At 57.1% G+C, this 18075-nt stretch carries 9 protein-coding genes; 6 read left to right on the top strand and 3 right to left on the bottom strand.

Going from position 1 to position 18075, the window contains the following annotated elements:
• The first annotated feature begins 2 nt into the window (after positions 1 to 2).
• Positions 3 to 1289, top strand: coding sequence for an HlyC/CorC family transporter (locus ACERJC_RS14645; RefSeq protein WP_371895438.1), 1287 nt, complete (start codon positions 3 to 5; stop codon positions 1287 to 1289).
• 81 nt (positions 1290 to 1370) lie between these two features.
• Here the strand turns inward: ACERJC_RS14645 and grpE are convergent, their stop codons facing one another.
• Positions 1371 to 1964, bottom strand: a complete 594-nt coding sequence (grpE, locus tag ACERJC_RS14640) for a nucleotide exchange factor GrpE (RefSeq protein ID WP_152402725.1) — start codon at positions 1962 to 1964, stop codon at positions 1371 to 1373.
• 122 nt (positions 1965 to 2086) lie between these two features.
• Between grpE and nadK the strand changes: the two genes are divergently transcribed.
• The 3 genes from nadK (at position 2087) to bamE (ending at position 5206) form a co-directional block, all read left to right on the top strand.
• Entirely contained in the window at positions 2087 to 2965 is an 879-nt protein-coding gene (gene nadK / locus ACERJC_RS14635) for an NAD(+) kinase (RefSeq protein WP_042325929.1), read from the top strand.
• Positions 2966 to 3050: 85 nt separating this feature from the next.
• Positions 3051 to 4712, top strand: coding sequence for a DNA repair protein RecN (gene recN, locus ACERJC_RS14630; protein WP_373671960.1), 1662 nt, complete (start codon positions 3051 to 3053; stop codon positions 4710 to 4712).
• 149 nt (positions 4713 to 4861) lie between these two features.
• Positions 4862 to 5206: an outer membrane protein assembly factor BamE gene (gene bamE / locus ACERJC_RS14625; protein ID WP_152402720.1), complete on the top strand. Its 345-nt coding sequence runs from the start codon at positions 4862 to 4864 to the stop codon at positions 5204 to 5206.
• 54 nt (positions 5207 to 5260) lie between these two features.
• Here the strand turns inward: bamE and ACERJC_RS14620 are convergent, their stop codons facing one another.
• Both ACERJC_RS14620 and ACERJC_RS14615 read right to left on the bottom strand, forming a co-directional pair.
• On the bottom strand, positions 5261 to 5551 hold the full coding sequence (locus tag ACERJC_RS14620; RefSeq protein WP_178828435.1) for an RnfH family protein: 291 nt from the start codon (positions 5549 to 5551) through the stop codon (positions 5261 to 5263).
• Positions 5541 to 5978: a type II toxin-antitoxin system RatA family toxin gene (locus tag ACERJC_RS14615; RefSeq protein WP_199800597.1), complete on the bottom strand. Its 438-nt coding sequence runs from the start codon at positions 5976 to 5978 to the stop codon at positions 5541 to 5543. Before ACERJC_RS14615 ends, ACERJC_RS14620 begins: the two co-directional genes overlap by 11 nt.
• Before the next feature lie 169 nt (positions 5979 to 6147).
• Between ACERJC_RS14615 and smpB the strand changes: the two genes are divergently transcribed.
• Positions 6148 to 6630: an SsrA-binding protein SmpB gene (smpB, locus tag ACERJC_RS14610; protein ID WP_046498167.1), complete on the top strand. Its 483-nt coding sequence runs from the start codon at positions 6148 to 6150 to the stop codon at positions 6628 to 6630.
• Between the two features lie 622 nt (positions 6631 to 7252).
• Complete coding sequence (locus tag ACERJC_RS14605; protein ID WP_373671959.1) at positions 7253 to 17992, top strand: BapA/Bap/LapF family large adhesin; 10740 nt, start codon at positions 7253 to 7255, stop codon at positions 17990 to 17992.
• Positions 17993 to 18075: the final 83 nt, after the last annotated feature.

Here is an 18075-nt window from a genome sequence, read left to right as displayed (position 1 = left end):
CCCTGGAACACATCTCCACCACCGCGCTGATCGTCACACTGATCGTCATGGTGGTCATCTCCGCCTATTTTTCCGGTTCCGAAACCGGGATGATGACCCTGAATCGCTACCGCTTACGCCACCTGGCTAAACAGGGGAACCGTCCGGCAAAGCGCGTTGAAAAGCTACTGCGTAAACCCGATCGCCTGATAAGCCTGGTGCTGATTGGCAATAACCTGGTCAATATCCTCGCCTCGGCGCTCGGCACTATTGTCGGTATGCGTCTGTATGGCGATGCGGGTGTTGCCATCGCCACCGGCGTGTTGACCTTCGTCGTGCTGGTATTTGCCGAGGTCCTGCCGAAAACCATTGCCGCGCTGTATCCGGAAAAAGTGGCCTATCCCAGCAGCTTTCTGCTGGCTCCTTTGCAGATTCTGATGATGCCGCTGGTCTGGCTGCTCAACACCATCACCCGACTACTGATGCGCATGATGGGCATTAAAACCGATATCGTGATCAGTGGTTCGCTGAGTAAGGATGAGCTGCGCACCATCGTGAATGAATCCCGCGCACAAATCTCCCGGCGTAACCAGGACATGCTGCTGTCGGTGCTCGATCTGGAAAAGGTCAGCGTTGATGACATCATGGTGCCGCGCAGTGAAATCATCGGTATTGATATCAATGACGACTGGAAGTCTATCGTGCGTCAGTTGTCGCACTCGCCGCACGGGCGCATTGTGCTGTACCGCGATTCGCTGGATGACGCCATCAGCATGCTGCGCGTCCGCGAAGCCTGGCGGTTGATGTCGGAAAAAAAAGAGTTCACCAAAGAGACGATGCTGCGCGCCGCCGATGAGATTTACTTCGTCCCGGAGGGTACACCGCTCAGCACGCAGCTCATCAAATTTCAGCGCAATAAAAAGAAAGTCGGTCTGGTCGTCAATGAATATGGCGATATTCAGGGGCTGGTCACGGTAGAAGATATTCTCGAAGAGATTGTCGGCGACTTTACCACCTCGATGTCACCTACGCTTGCTGAAGAAGTGACGCCGCAAAATGACGGTTCGGTGATCATCGATGGCAGCGCCAACGTGCGGGAAATTAATAAAGCGTTTAACTGGCATCTACCGGAAGACGACGCGCGTACGGTAAATGGCGTGATTCTGGAGGCGCTGGAAGAGATCCCGATTGCGGGCACTCGCGTGCGCATCGGTCAATACGATATCGATATTCTCGACGTCCAGGAGAATATGATTAAACAGGTCAAAGTGTTACCCGTTAAACCGCTGCGGGAAAGCGTCGCAGAGTAACGACAACGGCCCGCGGATATTCCAACGGGCCACAGGCCGGATAAGCGTCAGCGCCATCCGGCAATACAAATAGCCGAAATATTAACCTTTCGCCTTCGCGACGGTGACCATCGCCGCGCGGATCGTACGACCGTTCAGCGTATAGCCTTTCTGCATGATACCCAGCACGTTGCCCGGCGCGATGTCTTCAGACTCGACCATCGCAATCGCCTGATGCACGTTCGGATCCAGCGCGACGTTCGTCTCGGCGATCACTTCAACGCCAAATTTGCGCACGACATCCAGCATGGATTTCAGGGTCAGTTCGATCCCTTCCACCATCGGCTTCAAATCCGGATTGGCTTTGTCCGCCACTTCCAGCGCGCGATCCAGGCTATCAATCACCGGCAGCAGTTCGTTGACGAACTTCTCGAGCGCGAACTTGTGCGCCTTCTCAATGTCCAGCTCGGTACGACGACGCAGGTTTTCCATGTCCGCTTTTATGCGCAGCACCGCATCACGTTCACGGGTCTGAGCTTCAGTAAGCTGCGCTTCCAGATTCGCAATTTTTTCATCGCGCGGATCCACCTGTTCAGCAGAAGCGTCTGGTTCAACCGCCTCAACTTCTTCATGCTGATCCATGATAATTTCTTCCGGGGCTTGCCCCTCAGGCGTTTTCTGTTCTTTACTACTCATGAATTTCTCCGCGTTTTTTTCGCATTCATCTCGCTAACTTCGCTTATTATGGGGATCAGATTCAGGGTTTCAAGGGAAGCACTCACATTGTCATCAATCTTCATCACAAGGACCTCGAAAAAATGAATAATCATTTCAAGTGTATTGGCATTGTGGGGCATCCTCGTCACCCCACGGCACTCACGACACATGAAATGCTCTACCGTTGGTTATGCACTAAAGGGTATGAGGTCATTGTCGAGCAGCAAATCGCTCACGAGTTGCAGTTGAAGAATGTGAAAATCGGCACCCTGGCGGAGATTGGTCAGCAGGCAGACCTCGCGGTCGTCGTCGGCGGCGACGGCAACATGCTCGGCGCAGCGCGCACCCTGGCACGATACGACATCAAGGTGATCGGCATCAACCGTGGCAATCTTGGCTTTCTGACGGACCTTGATCCCGATAACGCACAGCAACAACTCGCCGACGTGCTGGAAGGCCATTACGTCGCGGAAAAACGTTTTCTGCTGGAAGCGCAGGTCTGTCAGAAGGACTGTCAGAAGCGCATCAGTACCGCCATTAACGAGGTCGTGCTGCACCCCGGCAAGGTTGCGCACATGATTGAGTTTGAAGTCTACATTGACGAAAGCTTTGCCTTTTCCCAGCGTTCCGATGGTCTGATTATCTCAACGCCAACCGGTTCCACCGCCTATTCCCTGTCAGCCGGCGGGCCGATTCTGACCCCGTCACTTGACGCCATTACGCTGGTGCCGATGTTTCCGCATACCCTGTCGGCGCGTCCGCTGGTCATCAACAGCAGCAGCACCATTCGGCTACGCTTCTCGCATCGCCGTAACGATCTCGAAATCAGTTGCGACAGTCAGATCGCGCTGCCGATCCAGGAAGGTGAAGATGTGCTGATCCGTCGCTGTGATTACCACCTGAATCTGATCCACCCAAAAGATTACAGCTATTTCAATACATTAAGTACCAAGCTGGGCTGGTCAAAAAAATTATTTTAATTTAACGCCAACCTCTTTACTGTATAAAAAACCAGTTTATACTGTATGTAATTACAGTTATGGTTTTTCATACAGGAAAACAGCTATGTTGGCACAACTGACCATCAGCAATTTTGCTATCGTTCGTGAACTTGAGATCGATTTTCAGAGCGGAATGACCGTCATCACCGGTGAAACCGGGGCGGGTAAATCCATTGCAATTGATGCGCTCGGCCTGTGCCTTGGCGGTCGTGCAGAAGCCGACATGGTTCGTGCTGGCGCCAGCCGTGCCGACCTGTGCGCCCGCTTTTCGCTGAAAGACACACCTGCTGCCCAGCGCTGGCTGGAAGAAAACCAGCTTGAAGAAGGACGTGAGTGTTTACTTCGCCGCGTGATCAGTAGCGACGGGCGTTCCCGTGGCTTTATCAACGGAACGGCGGTTCCGCTCTCTCAGCTTCGCGAACTGGGGCAACGGCTTATTCAAATTCACGGCCAGCACGCGCATCAGTTGCTGACTAAAGCCGAACATCAAAAATCCCTGCTCGATGGTTACGCGAATGAATCCGGGCTGATACAAGATATAGCTGTTCGCTACCAACTCTGGCACCAGAGCTGCCGTGATTTAGCACACCACCAGCAGCAGAGCCAGGAACGTGCCGCCCGTGCAGAACTGCTGCAATATCAGCTTAAAGAGCTGAATGAATTTAACCCGCAGGCGGGTGAGTTTGAGCTGATTGATGAAGAGTACAAACGCCTGGCCAACAGCGGTCAGCTTCTCTCCACCAGCCAGAATGCGCTGTCGCTGATGGCGGACGGTGAAGACGTTAACCTGCAAAGTCAGCTGTATACCGCGAAGCAACTGGTCAGTGAACTGGTCGGTATGGACGGCAAACTCTCAGGCATTCTCGATATGCTGGAAGAGGCGACCATTCAATTAACGGAAGCCAGCGACGAATTGCGCCACTATTGCGATCGACTGGATTTAGATCCTAATCGGCTGTTCGAACTGGAACAGCGCATCTCGAAGCAAATTTCACTGGCCCGTAAACATCATGTTAGTCCGGAAGCGCTGCCGCAATATTACCAGTCATTGCTGGAGGAACAGCAGCAACTTGACGATCAGGCCGACTCACTGGAAACCCTGACCCTGTCGGTGAATAAACATCGCCAGCAGGCGCTGGAGGCGGCGAAGGCGCTGCATGAACAGCGTCAGCATTATGCACAAGAACTGAGCACTCTGATTACCGAGAGTATGCACTCACTCTCTATGCCGCACGGTCGTTTCACCATCGATGTCATGTTTGATGAGCATCATCTGAGCGAGGACGGCGCGGACCGCGTCGAGTTTAAAGTGACCACCAACCCAGGTCAGCCAATGCAGCCGATTGCCAAAGTGGCCTCCGGGGGAGAACTGTCGCGTATTGCCCTCGCGATTCAGGTGATTACCGCACGTAAGATGGAAACCCCGGCGCTAATTTTCGATGAAGTCGATGTTGGCATCAGCGGCCCAACCGCCGCAGTCGTCGGAAAATTGCTGCGTCAGCTCGGAGAATCGACCCAGGTGATGTGCGTTACCCACCTTCCGCAGGTGGCGGGATGCGGTCATCAGCACTTTTTTGTCAGCAAAGAGACGGACGGCGAAATGACCGAAACGCATATGCAACCGTTGGACAAACGCGCACGGTTGCAGGAGTTAGCGCGCCTGCTGGGCGGCAGCGAAGTGACGCGAAACACCCTCGCAAATGCGAAAGAACTGCTGGCGGCGTAAACTTTTTTGCACCTCAACGGTCAGAGTAGACAACAAAAACGCCGTCGGACCCGTAAGCAAAAGGTTTTAAAGTGGTGAAAGGTCTATTATCATCGGCATATTACATATGAGCCACGTACTGCTCGGGCCCGAAAAGGAATCAAATCACTATGCGCTGTAAAACGCTGACTGCTGCCGCAGCAGTATTATTGATGTTGACCGCAGGCTGTTCCACTCTGGAGCGAGTGGTTTACCGCCCTGATATCAACCAGGGGAACTATCTGACTGCGAACGATGTATCCAAAATTCGTGTGGGCATGACGCAACAGCAGGTTGCCTATGCGCTGGGTACGCCGATGATGTCCGATCCGTTTGGCACCAACACCTGGTTCTATGTGTTCCGTCAACAGCCGGGCCATGAAGGCGTCACGCAGCAAACGCTGACGTTGACCTTCAACAGCAGCGGCGTATTGACCAATATCGATAACAAGCCTGCGTTGACCGACAACCGATAAGCTTGTCTTCGGATAACAAAAAAAGTGCTCTGTGAGCACCTTTTTTGTTATCCGCTATTTTTTCGCCGATTTCTCTGCCCGCTGTCTGCGCAACGCTTTCGGATCGGCAATCAGTGGACGATAGATTTCAACCCGGTCGCCATCCTGTAACACATCCGCCAGCTTGACCGGACGGCTGTAGATACCGACTTTGTTTTTTGTCAGATCGATGTCCGTACGCAGTTCCAGTAACCCCGACGCGCGGATAGCCTCTTCGACCGTCGCCCCCGGCTGCAACGTCACCCGTTGCAGATACTGTTTCTCAGGCAGCGCGTAGGCCACCTCAACGACAATCTTAGGCGACACGGTAGACCTCTTTAGCACGAACCGTGAAAGCCTGCACCATATTGGATGCCAGCTCTTTGAAGATACGACCAAACGCCAGCTCGATCAGTTTGTTGGTAAACTCAAAATCGAGGTGAAACTCAATACGGCAGGCATCCGAACTCAACGGCGTAAATTTCCAGCCGCCAATCAGTTTTTTGAACGGACCGTCGACCAGTTGCATCAGGATACTCTGGTTATTGGTTAACTGATTTCTCGTGGTGAACGTCTTACTGATCCCCGCCTTAGAGACATCCACCGCAGCCGTCATCTGTCCTGGCGTAGACTCGAGAACGCGGCTGCCGGTGCAACCCGGTAAAAACTGAGGGTAGGACTGAACATCATTCACTAACTGATACATCTGTTCCGCACTGTAAGGGACTAACGCGGTTCGACTAATCTGCGGCATAGCTATTTCCATCAACAAAAATCGAACAAATAATATCATTTATCGCAAGGTAAAAAAAACGCTATCCCACAACAGGGTACAACCTTGTTCATGCTAAGATATCCCCTTGCCCCCCGAAGGATGAAATGGGGTGTTTTTCGATTCCAGATTACCTATACTGAGCGGCACTATGACGAAGAAAAAAGCACACAAACCTGGCTCAGCCACCATCGCGCTCAACAAGCGTGCGCGACACGAATACTTTATCGAAGAAGAGTTCGAAGCGGGACTCGCCCTGCAAGGGTGGGAAGTGAAATCCCTGCGCGCCGGTAAGGCCAACATCGGCGACAGCTACGTGATCCTGAAAGACGGTGAAGCTTACCTGTTCGGCGCTAACTTTACGCCAATGGCGGTGGCCTCCACGCACGTGGTATGCGATCCCACCCGTACCCGTAAACTGCTGCTGAATCAGCGTGAACTTGACTCACTGTATGGTCGCGTGAACCGTGAAGGCTACACCGTTGTCGCCCTTTCTCTGTACTGGAAAAATGCCTGGTGCAAAGTCAAAATTGGCGTAGCGAAGGGTAAGAAACAGCACGACAAGCGTTCCGATCTGAAGGATCGTGAATGGCAACTGGATAAAGCGCGCATTATGAAACATGCAGGTCGTTAAGCGCATTACTGTGTGACCTGTCTCTCTATTTGGGACGGGTCATTATTATTGACATATTGGACCTCCAAAAATATATTCTCCCCGCCTTTATTTCTATTTCTGTTGAAACATCAAAACTGCCAAGAATATATCCTCAGCCATTTTCATATTATGGACATAGCCCAATTACCCAATACTTCAAATAATTTTTTTTGACGTTTTAACATTCAGAAATAACAATACAGTTTGTGTAAGAAATCGATTATTAACCCTGCTCATATCAATCAAATAAAACCTTATAACACAGAAAGATAAGTTACCCCCTCTTGTTATGTCAGGTTGCTACGCTTCGCCTGATGGCGTAAAAAAGCATATATTTCACCCTCGCTAAACAAATCACAAATATGCCTTAAGTTGCAGGATGAGCGCTTTCTGACTATATCATCTAATACGAAAGTACCAGTGAATCACAAAAAACAAAGGGTTATTCAACACAACAGAAACCATCATCTGCGTGACCATCACATTGAAATCACCGGCGACAATTCATCGACCTGATGAACGGGATCGCTCGTCTGCTCATTTTCCTTGCCCGGTGATTTTAAAGAATTAATGCACAGAGCAAGCCATCAGGAGTGAACATATGCGTCTTCTCGCCGTTATATCCAAGTTGACGGGCGTTTCCACCAATGTTGAAGCCTCTGAAGTCACACTTAATGCCCCTTCCATTGTGAAATTATCCGCAGAGCGTAGCGATATCAGCCAACTGACTCGCGTGAATCAGGATCTGGTGATCGTCTTTACTTCTGGTGAAAAACTGACCGTTAAAAATTTCTATGTGGCGAACGACCAGGGAACCAGCCAACTGGTGCTGGAAGACAGTCACGGCGCACTGTGGTGGGTGGAAAATCCGGAAAGCGGCCTGCACTTTGAACAAATTTCAACCATTGACGATCTGCTTGTCACCGCCGGAGAATCTCACGAAGGTGAGGCTATCTGGCCGTGGGTGCTGGGTGGGGCGGTTGCCGCCGGTGGGATCGCGGCAATAGCGTCCTCGGGTGGCGGAGGCAGTAGCCATCATGATAACGACAACGGCAATCCTGATGATGGTTCCGGTAACGTTGGTACACCGGGTGAGGGTGGCGGAAATAACGGCGGCGGAGACAACGGCGGCGGCGATAACGGGACGAACCCTCCGGGAGGAGAAAACCCCACACCACCGCCTGCCCCCGTGATTACCGGCGCAGTGGATGCCGTTTCCGGCATCACCGGCGCCATTCAGGTGAACCAGACCACCAACGACAGCCAGCCGATGATTTCTGGTACCGGTGACGCGGGCTCCCTCATCACCCTCTATGATAACGGGCAGGTAATGGGAACCGTCGTCGTCGATGGACAGGGTAACTGGCACTATCAACCCGACGCGCCTCTTTCTGACGGTGAACATGTGCTGACCGCGACCGCCACAGACGAAAACGGTAGCACCAGCGCCGTCTCCGGCGATTTCACCTTTACCGTCGATACCATTGCCCCGGATGAGGTTTCCGGACTAACGGTTTCTGAAGATGGACTCTGGGTATCCGGGCTCGCAGAAGCAGGTTGCGTCGTCACGATTTTCGACAATCAACACCATATTCTTGCCTCCATTCAGGTCGATGACACCGGTCGGTTTACCGTTCGCCTCAACTCGGCACAAACCGATTCCGAGCAGCTCTATGCTGATATTTCTGACGCCGCAGGCAACGAAGGCGACGAAGCGTCCTTCTTCGGTTCCGACTCAGGTTTCCCCGATGCCCCCGTCATTACCGGCATCATTGATGATACGCAACCCACCGCCGTGACGTTAGGCAGCGGTCAGTTTACGAAGGATACCACCCCCACCCTCACGGGGACCGCGCTGCCTGGCGCGGAGGTGACCATTTACGAAAACGGTATCGCTATCGGGACGGCGAGCGCCGACGACGGCACGTGGTCGTTCGCGCTGAGCGGTGTGCCTGAAGGATTGCACAACTACACCGCCACACAGACCACAGAGGACGGCGTCAGCGGCAACACGGTGGAATTCTCGGTCACCGTGGATACCACCCCTCCGGCAGTTCCCGACGATCTGCTCGTCTCGCAGAACGGAACCGTGCTTACCGGCAGCGCCGAGGCGGGTAGTAAAGTCACGATTACAGATGCCAGCGGCACCACACTCGGCACCGTGACTGCCGATAGTGAAGGAAAATTCAGCTTCCCGCTCAATCCGGCACGGGTAAACGGTGAGGTTCTGACCGCGACCGCCACGGATAAGGCGGGAAATAACAGTCCGCCCGCCAATGCAACAGCGCCTGATACCACTCCCCCGCTGGCAGCAGGCAATCTGGATGTCTCTGAGGATGGGACAACGGTGACCGGTACCGCCGAACCCGGCACGACGGTGACGATTTACGGTAGCGACAACACCCCGCTGGGGTCTGAACTTGTTCAACCCGACGGCTCATTTACCGTCACGCTGGCCCCGCCGCAAACCAATGGCGAAATTTTAACCGCCATCGTCAAAGATCCGGCGAATCTGACCAGTCCGCCGGCGACCACCCTCGCCCCGGACACCACCCCGCCGCAGCCCGCCGGAAATCTGGAGGTTTCGGATGATGGCACCACCGTGACGGGGACAGCGGAACCCGGCAGCACGGTGACAATTCGCGATCCGGACGGCACCCCGATTGGCCATGGTCAAACCGACGGCGAAGGGAATTTCACCGTTACGCTGGACACGCCACAAACCAACGGCGAAACGCTTACCGCCACGGTGACCGATCCGGCGAATCAAAACAGCACGCCAGCCAACGTCACCGCACCGGATACCACACCGCCGCAGTCCCCCACGGCGGTCATTTCTCAGGACGGCACCGTCCTGACCGCCACCGCCGAGCCTGGCAGTACGATTACGATTAAAGACAGTAACGGGAATACGCTGGCGCAATCCGGTCCGGTCCCGGAGAGCGGCACGCTGGCGATCGCGCTTGACCCGCCGCAGGCCAATGGTGAAACGCTGAGCGTCACCGCCACGGATGCCGCGAGCAATACCAGCCTGCCGTACGAGGTCGTGGCGCCGGATATCACCGCACCGGATGCCCCGGTCGTCAGTTCGATTGTTGATGATATCGGCGCGCAGAAAGGCAATCTGGGTGACGGGCAACTTACCGATGACAATCAGCTAACCTTCAGCGGAACCGGTGAACCCGGCGCAACCATCACCATTCGGGACGGAAATATCCCGCTGGCGGGAACGGCCACTGTAGACAACAACGGCAACTGGACGCTCACCACTCCGGTGCTGGGCGACGGCGACCATACCTTCACCGTCACGGCGACTGATACCGCAAACCATACCAGCACACCGTCTGCTCCCATCACCATTACGGTCGATACCACACCGCCGGCTATTCCGCTCGTAACCCTGACGGATAACACCGGCAGCAACGTGGGTGAACTGGCGGATAACGACGTAACCGATGCAACACAGCCGGTGTTAAGCGGCAGCGGCACCGCCGGAGATATCATCACGGTGTATGACGGAACGGCGGTCATTGGTACAACAGAGGTCGATGAAAACGGTAGCTGGAGCTTTACCCCGAGCCCCGCGCTGGGCGAAGGCGATCACACGCTGAGCGTCACCGCCAGCGATCCTCTGGGCAACACCAGCGATAAATCCATCCCCATCACCATTACGGTGGATACCACCGCGCCTGATGCCCCCACGCTAACGCTGACGGATGGCGCTGATGCCCCACTGACCAACGGCCAGGCGACCAATGAAACCCAGCCCGTTCTGAGCGGCACAGGAACAGATGGCGATATCATCAGCATTTACGACAATGGCGTTCTGGTCACCACCGTCACGATAACTGACGGCACCTGGCGCTACACGTCGGATGCTCTCGATGAAGGTGACCATGTCTTTAGCCTCACCAGCACCGATCCGGCGGGCAATGTCAGCGAGCCCTCCGCACCAATCGGCATTCTGGTGGATACCACCCCACCCGCCGTGCCCAACCTGACCGTCACCGACAACGTCGGCAGCCAGACCGGCATACTCGATAATGGCCAGTATACCGATGACACGCGACCGCTGCTGAGCGGAAGCGGTACGCCTGGCGACACCATCACCATTACCCTCGACGGTGTTGAACAGTCGCCGTTGGTTATCGACAACTCCGGGAACTGGAGTTTTCAACCGACGGGCCCGCTGTCACAGGGCGATCATAACATCCGGGTGACCGCGACCGATCCTGCCGGTAACAGCAGCACCTCGCCGGAACGCATCGTGCGCGTGGATACTCAGGCTCCAGGTACGCCAACGCTGACCGTCAACGATGACGGCGGACCGTTGAACGATGGTGGACAGACCAACGATGCCACCCCGACGCTGAGTGGGACGGGCGAAACGGGCAGCATCGTCACCATTCTGAATAACGGCGTGCCGATTGGCACCGCCGAGGTCATTGATGGCGTCTGGAGTTTCACTCCGGACAGCGACCTTGTCGAAGGCAACTACAACTTTACCGTGACGGCAAAAGATGCCGCAGGCAACACCAGTCAGCCATCGGATGCGATTGGCATCACCATTGATACCCAGGTGCCCGACGCGCCGTTTATCACCTCGCCAGGCAATCCGGCAGTCACCAATCAGCCCGAGTTGCCCATTAGCGGCACCGGCGAACCCGGCAGCACCATCACCTTGTCGAATGGAGTCACGGTTATCGGCACTGCCGAAGTCGATTCCGACGGAAACTGGACGATCGTCCCGGACTCACCGCTCACCGAAGGCAATTACACGCTGACGGCAACGGCCACCGATCCGGCGGGTAACATCAGCGGACCTTCTGCCTCCATCGCGCTAAACGTCGATCTGACTAAACCGGCCGCGCCGGAGGATGTGACAATTTCTGCCGATGGCGCAACGGTCAGCGGTACGGCGGAAACCGGCAGCACGGTGACGATCCGCGACACCGACGGCAATGTCATTGGATCCGGCGTGGCGACGGACGGTACCTTCCAGATTCAGGTCACGCCTGCGCAAACGGGTCTCAATTCGCTGACCGCCACGGCGGAGGATGCTGCGGGCAACAACAGCGATCCCACTAATTTTAACGGCTCCGGCACCGGGCTGCCGGTCATCAGCGCCATCGTCGATGATACGGGTAGCGTTCAGGGCGACCTGAAGAGCGGGCAAACCACCGACGATACGCAGCCGGGACTGCGCGGTTTCTCCACGCCGAACTCGACGGTTAACATTCTGGTCGATGGTGGCGTTGTCGCATCGAACGTTCAGGTCGACGGAAACGGCAACTGGAGCTGGACATCCACCGCCGAGTTAGGCGAAGGCCCGCACACCTTCCAGGTTGTCGATAGCGGGGATAGCAGCAAATCGTCCGCCGTGGTGAACATCACTGTTGATCTCACCCCACCGACACAACCGGCGATTGGCAGCGTGACGGATGATGTCGCCCCCGGTACGGGAACGCTGACCAGCGGGCAGACGACCAACGATCCCCGCCCCACGCTGAGCGGCAACGGCACCAACGGTGAAACCATCACAATTTACGATGGCAATACGCCCCTTGGCCAGGTGCAGGTGGTTAACGGCGCGTGGAGCTTTACTCCATCCACCAGCCTGGGGGATGGCAGCCACAATCTGACCATCACCGCCACCGATGCGGCAGGAAATACCAGCCTCGCGTCGCAAGCGTTTGTGGTGGTGGTGGACACCACGCCACCGGCGGCGCCAACCATTGCCAGCGCGGTGGATGACAGCGAGCCGCAGACGGGCGTCATCAGCAACGGCGGCAGCACCAACGACACCACGCCCGACTTTAGCGGCAGCGGCGAAGAAGGCAGTACGATTACCGTCTATGACAATGGGGTAAAAATCGGCACCGCGCTGGTCACCAACGGTAGCTGGAGCTTCACCGCGCCGACGCTGGCCACCGGCTCGCACGCGATAACCGTCACCGCCACCGATGCGATGGGTAACGTCAGCGCGCCTTCTGCTGCCTGGACGGTGAACGTCGATACTACCGCGCCACGGGTTCCGGTGATTCAAAGCGTCACCGACGACACCAGCCCGGCAACCGGCGTGCTGGCGAACGGACAAAGCACCAATGATACTCAGCCAACCTTCCAGGGAACGGCGGAGCCAGGTTCTACCGTTACGCTGTATGACGGTAGTCTCGCCGTGGGCAGCGTGGTGGTGGGCACCGACGGAAGCTGGTCACTCTCTCCGGATAATCCGTTAGGCAGCGGCCCGCATAATCTGAGCGTCACGGCGACGGATGCAGCAGGTAACGAAGGCCCGTCAGCCGCGTTCTCCCTGACGGTAGATACGCAGTCGCCATCGGCTCCTGTCATCAACTCCGTTACCGATGACGTCGCCCCCAATAGCGGAACGCTGAGCAATGGCCAAAGCACCAACGACACGCGACCAACGCTTGCCGGGACCGCCGAAGCTAACAGTACCGTCAGTATTTTTGACGGCACCACGCTGCTGGGCACCGTGCAAGCCGATGGCTCAGGTGCCTGGACCTTTACGCCCGCTACCGCGCTGGGCAATGGTTCGCACACGTTCAATGTGACCGCGACGGACGCCGCGGGCAACGTCAGCCCTGGCACCGCCTTTACCGTGGTGGTTGATACCGTTGCGCCAGTTGCCCCGATCATCGTCAGCGTCACCGATAACGTGACGCCAGGAACCGGCGATCTCACCAGCGGACAAAGCACAAACGATACCCGCCCGATCGTTGCCGGCACCGGCGAGCCTGGCAGCACCATTAACGTCTACGATGGCAACGTTCTGCTGGGTACGACCACCGTGACCGAAGGCGGGAGCTGGAGCTACCGACCGGACGGTCTTTCTCAGGGGGCCCACTCGCTGAGAGTCACCGCCACCGATAGCGCGGGCAATACCGGGCCAGCGTCAACAAATTTTGCGTTGACGGTCGATACCGTTTCGCCCGGCGCGCCAGTAATCAGCAATGTGCTGGATGACGTTGGCCCGGTCACCGGCAGTCTGACCAGCGGTCAGACCACTAACGACGCGCGTCCTGGCTTCACCGGCACCGGTGAGCCGGGGGCCACGATCAGCATCGCGGACAACGGTGTTCCCCTCGCCAGCGTGACGGTCGAGGCGAACGGGACCTGGACCTTTACCCCCACCAGCGATCTGGGACAGGGGAATCATTCGCTGACCTTCACCGCGACCGATGCCGCCGGGAACGTCGGCCCATCAGCCAGCTTCGCCATCACGGTGGATACCGCCGCGCCGCTGGCACCGGTGATCGCGTCAGTGGTCGATGACAGCGCGCCGCAGACCGGCAATCTCTCGCCCAATCAGAGCACCAACGACACCCGCCCCACGCTTAACGGCACGGCGGAACCGGGCACCACGCTGACCTTTACCGATAACGGCACGGTCATTGGTAGCCTTGTTGTCGGCACGAACGGCAACTGGACCTTCACGCCAACAACCGCCTTAACCAACGGCGCGCATACCCTTGCGGTGACCGCGACCGACGCGGCGGGCAACGTCAGCCCGGCCGCCAGCTTTGGCGTCACGGTGGATACGCTGGCACCAAACGCGCCGGTGATCGCCACCATTCTTGATGATGTCAGCAACATCACGGGTCCCGTCGGCAGCGGACAAAGCACGAATGACACCCTGCCGGAACTGCGAGGGACCAGCGAACCGGGGGCATTCATCAATATCTATGACGGTGTGACGTTACTCACGCCAACGCCCATTCAGGCGGATGCCAGCGGCGCGTGGAGCTTTACCCCCACTACCGCACTGGCGGAGGGTTCACATACCTTTACCGCCAAAGCCACCGACGCGGCGGGCAACGTCAGCGCCTCGTCGGCGGCATCGACCATCGTGGTGGATACCACCCCGCCCGGCACGCCGACCAACCTGGCGGTGGTCACCAACGGCAGCCACGTCACCGGGACGGCAGAGGCTGGCAGCACCGTCACCATCACCAGCAGCAACGGCACGGTACTGGGAACCGGCGTCGCGGACGGGACCACCGGCAGCTTTAACATTCTGATTAATCCGGCGCAGGTCGGTGGAGAAACGTTGCAGGTGGTCGCCCAGGATAAAGCGGGTAACACCGGAACGTCCGGCAGCGTCATTGCACCGTTCAGTGGTCTGCCTGGCGCACCCGTTATCGCCTCGCTGACGGACGATGTAGGGTCAATAACCGGACTGGTGGCCAATGGTCAGGCCACCAATGACGCCAGGCCGCTGTTAAACGGGACGGGCCAACCGTTCTCCACCATCACGGTATACAGCGACGGTGTCTCCATTGGTAGCGCCAGCGTGGATGCGCAGGGCAACTGGTCGCTGACCCCGCAGGCCAATATCGCCGACGGGACGCACGTCCTCACCGCTACGGCCACCAATACCAACGGCACCAGTACGCTGTCATCAGGCTATACCGTCACGGTGGATACGGTCACGGCTACACCAACCGGCACCATCAGCAGCGACGGCGCCAGCATCAGCGGCACTGCCGAAGCGGGCAGTACGGTGTCCATCACCCTCAGCACGGGCTTAACGGTCACCACCACCGCCAACAGCAGCGGGAATTACACCTATACCTTTGATCGCAAACAGACCAGCGGCGAGAACATCAGCGTCAGCGCCACGGACGCCGTCGGCAACGCCTCGACCCCGACGCAGGTCACCGCCCCAACCCTGCCCATCTCGGCCAGCGATAACGTGGAGAATCTGGAGCTCACCTCAAATGCGACCGTAACCAGCGAGCAGCTCAGCGACTATGGCCTGCTGCTGGTTGGCGCGCTGGGCAATGTGGCGAACGTGTTGGGTAACGATACGGCAGCCGTTGAATTCACTATTCAGGACGGCGGCAGCGCAAATCTGGTGATCGATGCCAGCACCACCGGGGTCGTGCTCTCGCTGCTGAATACTCAGGAAGTGGCGATCCAGAAATATGACGCCGCGACCAACTCATGGACCACCGTCATCGACACCGCGCAGTCGCAGTTTGCCAATCTGCTGACGCTCGGCAGCAGCGGCGTCACGGTGAACGTGTCCGGACTGGAGGGCGGCACTTATCGGGTTCTGACTTACAATACGGCGCTACTGGCGACCGGCTCTTATACCGCACTGAACGTCAGCGTCGAAGAGACCAGCGCCGGCACCATCACCACGTCCACGCCGCAAACCGGCAACGTGCTGAATAACGACAGCGCCCCACTGGATACCGTCGTCACCACCGTCACCAACGCCAACGGACAAAGCTTTACGCTGGGGGCTGGCAGTAACGTCATTCAGGGCGTCTATGGCACGCTGACGATCAATCAGGACGGTACCTACAGTTACGCGCTGAACCCGAACAGTCCTGCCTCGGTCATTGGCCGAACGGAGAGCTTCACCTACACCATCAACGGCGGCGGCAACAGCGCGTCGGCGAAGCTGGTGATTACTCTGGGCAATGACACGCCGGCCAGCAGCGTGACCGCCGTGGATAACGTCGCCACCCTGCCCTACGACACCCATGTGGAGGCCATCAACAACGGGGCATCCTCGCAGGGCGGCTTTACGGTGGTGAACGTCAGTCTTAGCAACGTGCTGGATCTGGGCGTACTGGACAAACTGAGTAACCCGATTATTTTCGACGTCGAGCAGGGGTCAACGCGCACCATGACGCTGCAATCCTCCATTGGCGGCGTGGCGGTGGCATCCAGCTTCGATCTGTACATTTATCGCTTCAACGACGTCACCCAGCAGTTTGAGCAGTGGCGAGTGGAGAAAAACTGGTTAAACGCGCCGCTGCTGGGCGGTCAGTCCGATAAGCTGACGCTGAACCTGCCGGGCGGTGAATACCTGTTCCTGCTGAATCCGGCGTTTGGCATTACGGCGCTCACCGGCTACACCCTTAACGTGCTTGAGGACCATGTTTACAGCGTTGACAGCCTGACCACTTCCACCCAGGGCAATGTGCTGAACGACGACATCGCGCCCGTCGGTACGCTGGTGACACAGGTGAACGGTGTGGCGATTGCCGCAACCGGCACCACGACCATTGTGGGTACTTACGGCACGTTGACCATTGATGCCAAAGGTAACTACACCTACACCCTGAAAAGCGGCGTGGGCGCGGACGGTACCAAAACGCCGGACAGCTTCATCTACACGGTGAAAGCACCCAACGGGGATACCGATACCGCATCGCTCAATATCCAGCCGACCGCCCGTGGGCTGGATGCGGTGAACGATGTCAGCGATACCCTGCTGGCCACGGCGGTTCAGGACACCACAGGCTATCTGGATTCCACCGTCGGTAGCGCCAGTTGGGGGTTACTTGGCAGAACCGGTAGCGGCAGCGGCACCTTTGACGTCGCGGCGGGCACCATTCTGAAAGGTGCGGCCATCGTCTTTGATGTCTCAACGCTGGTCACGCTGGGCAACCTGACCATCAACTGGTCGATAGTGGAAAACGGCGTGATCATTCGCTCCGGCACGGTGCCGGTCGCCAACATCACGCTGGGCGGTGCCACCGTGACCGTCAATTTGAGCGGGCTGGAACTGGATGGCGGCACCTACACCCTGAATTTCACCGGCAATAACACGCTGGCAGGCGCGGCAACTATTACGCCGAAAATCACCGGCACGACGGTCGATCTGGATAACTTCGAAACCTCCGGCACGCATACCGTCACCGGCAATATTTTTGACGGCAGCGACTCCGCCGGGGCGATGGACCAGTTGAACACCGTCGATACGCGCCTGACTATCACCGGCTTTAACGGCAGTACCGCCACGCTGGATCCTTACTCCAGCGCCACCACCACCATTCAGGGCCACTACGGTTCACTGCAAATTCGCGCCGACGGTTCGTATACCTACACGCTCAACAACGGCGTGGCCCTCTCTTCGATCACGGCGAAGGAGACCTTTAGCTACACGCTGAATGACACCCACGGTCATACCGACAGCGCCACGCTGACGGTGGATATCGCCCCGCAGGTTACCAGTACCTCACAAAGCGATGTACTGGTGGGCTCGGTGTATGGCGATACGCTGATCTACAACCTGCTCAACGCCAGTGATGCCACGGGCGGTAACGGTACGGATACCTGGAAAAACTTCTCGCTGGCGCAGGGCGACAAGATTGATATCGGCGATTTGCTGGTGGGCTGGAACGGACAAACCGCGACGCTTGGCAACTATCTCAGCGTCAGCACCAGCGGCAGCAACACCATCATCTCTATTGACCGTGACGGGACAGGCAGTACTTATCACTCCACACAACTGGTGACCCTGGAGAATGTACAAACCACGCTGACGGAGCTTATCGAACAAAACCACATTGTGACCTGATAAAGGTCGCCAGAACGACCACACAACGACCCCGGGCGCACGTTCGCCCGGGGCAAAAAAAACAACGTTCAATTAGGGAAGAA

The sequence above is a fragment of the Citrobacter telavivensis genome (genome assembly GCF_041807075.1).
GTDB classification, from domain to species: domain Bacteria; phylum Pseudomonadota; class Gammaproteobacteria; order Enterobacterales; family Enterobacteriaceae; genus Citrobacter_A; species Citrobacter_A telavivensis.
The sequence above is the reverse complement of the archived record's forward strand: the minus strand, read 5'-3'. Positions and strand labels throughout refer to the sequence as shown.

Bases quoted from the DNA above. Each gene is read 5' to 3' on its own strand.
- bamE (WP_152402720.1), top strand. From the start codon at position 4,862: ATGCGCTGTAAAACGCTGACTGCTGCCGCAGCAGTATTATTGATGTTG.
- recN (WP_373671960.1), top strand. From the start codon at position 3,051: ATGTTGGCACAACTGACCATCAGCAATTTTGCTATCGTTCGTGAACTT.
- ACERJC_RS14615 (WP_199800597.1), bottom strand. From the start codon at position 5,978: ATGCCGCAGATTAGTCGAACCGCGTTAGTCCCTTACAGTGCGGAACAG.
- smpB (WP_046498167.1), top strand. From the start codon at position 6,148: ATGACGAAGAAAAAAGCACACAAACCTGGCTCAGCCACCATCGCGCTC.
- grpE (WP_152402725.1), bottom strand. From the start codon at position 1,964: ATGAGTAGTAAAGAACAGAAAACGCCTGAGGGGCAAGCCCCGGAAGAA.
- nadK (WP_042325929.1), top strand. From the start codon at position 2,087: ATGAATAATCATTTCAAGTGTATTGGCATTGTGGGGCATCCTCGTCAC.
- ACERJC_RS14605 (WP_373671959.1), top strand. From the start codon at position 7,253: ATGCGTCTTCTCGCCGTTATATCCAAGTTGACGGGCGTTTCCACCAAT.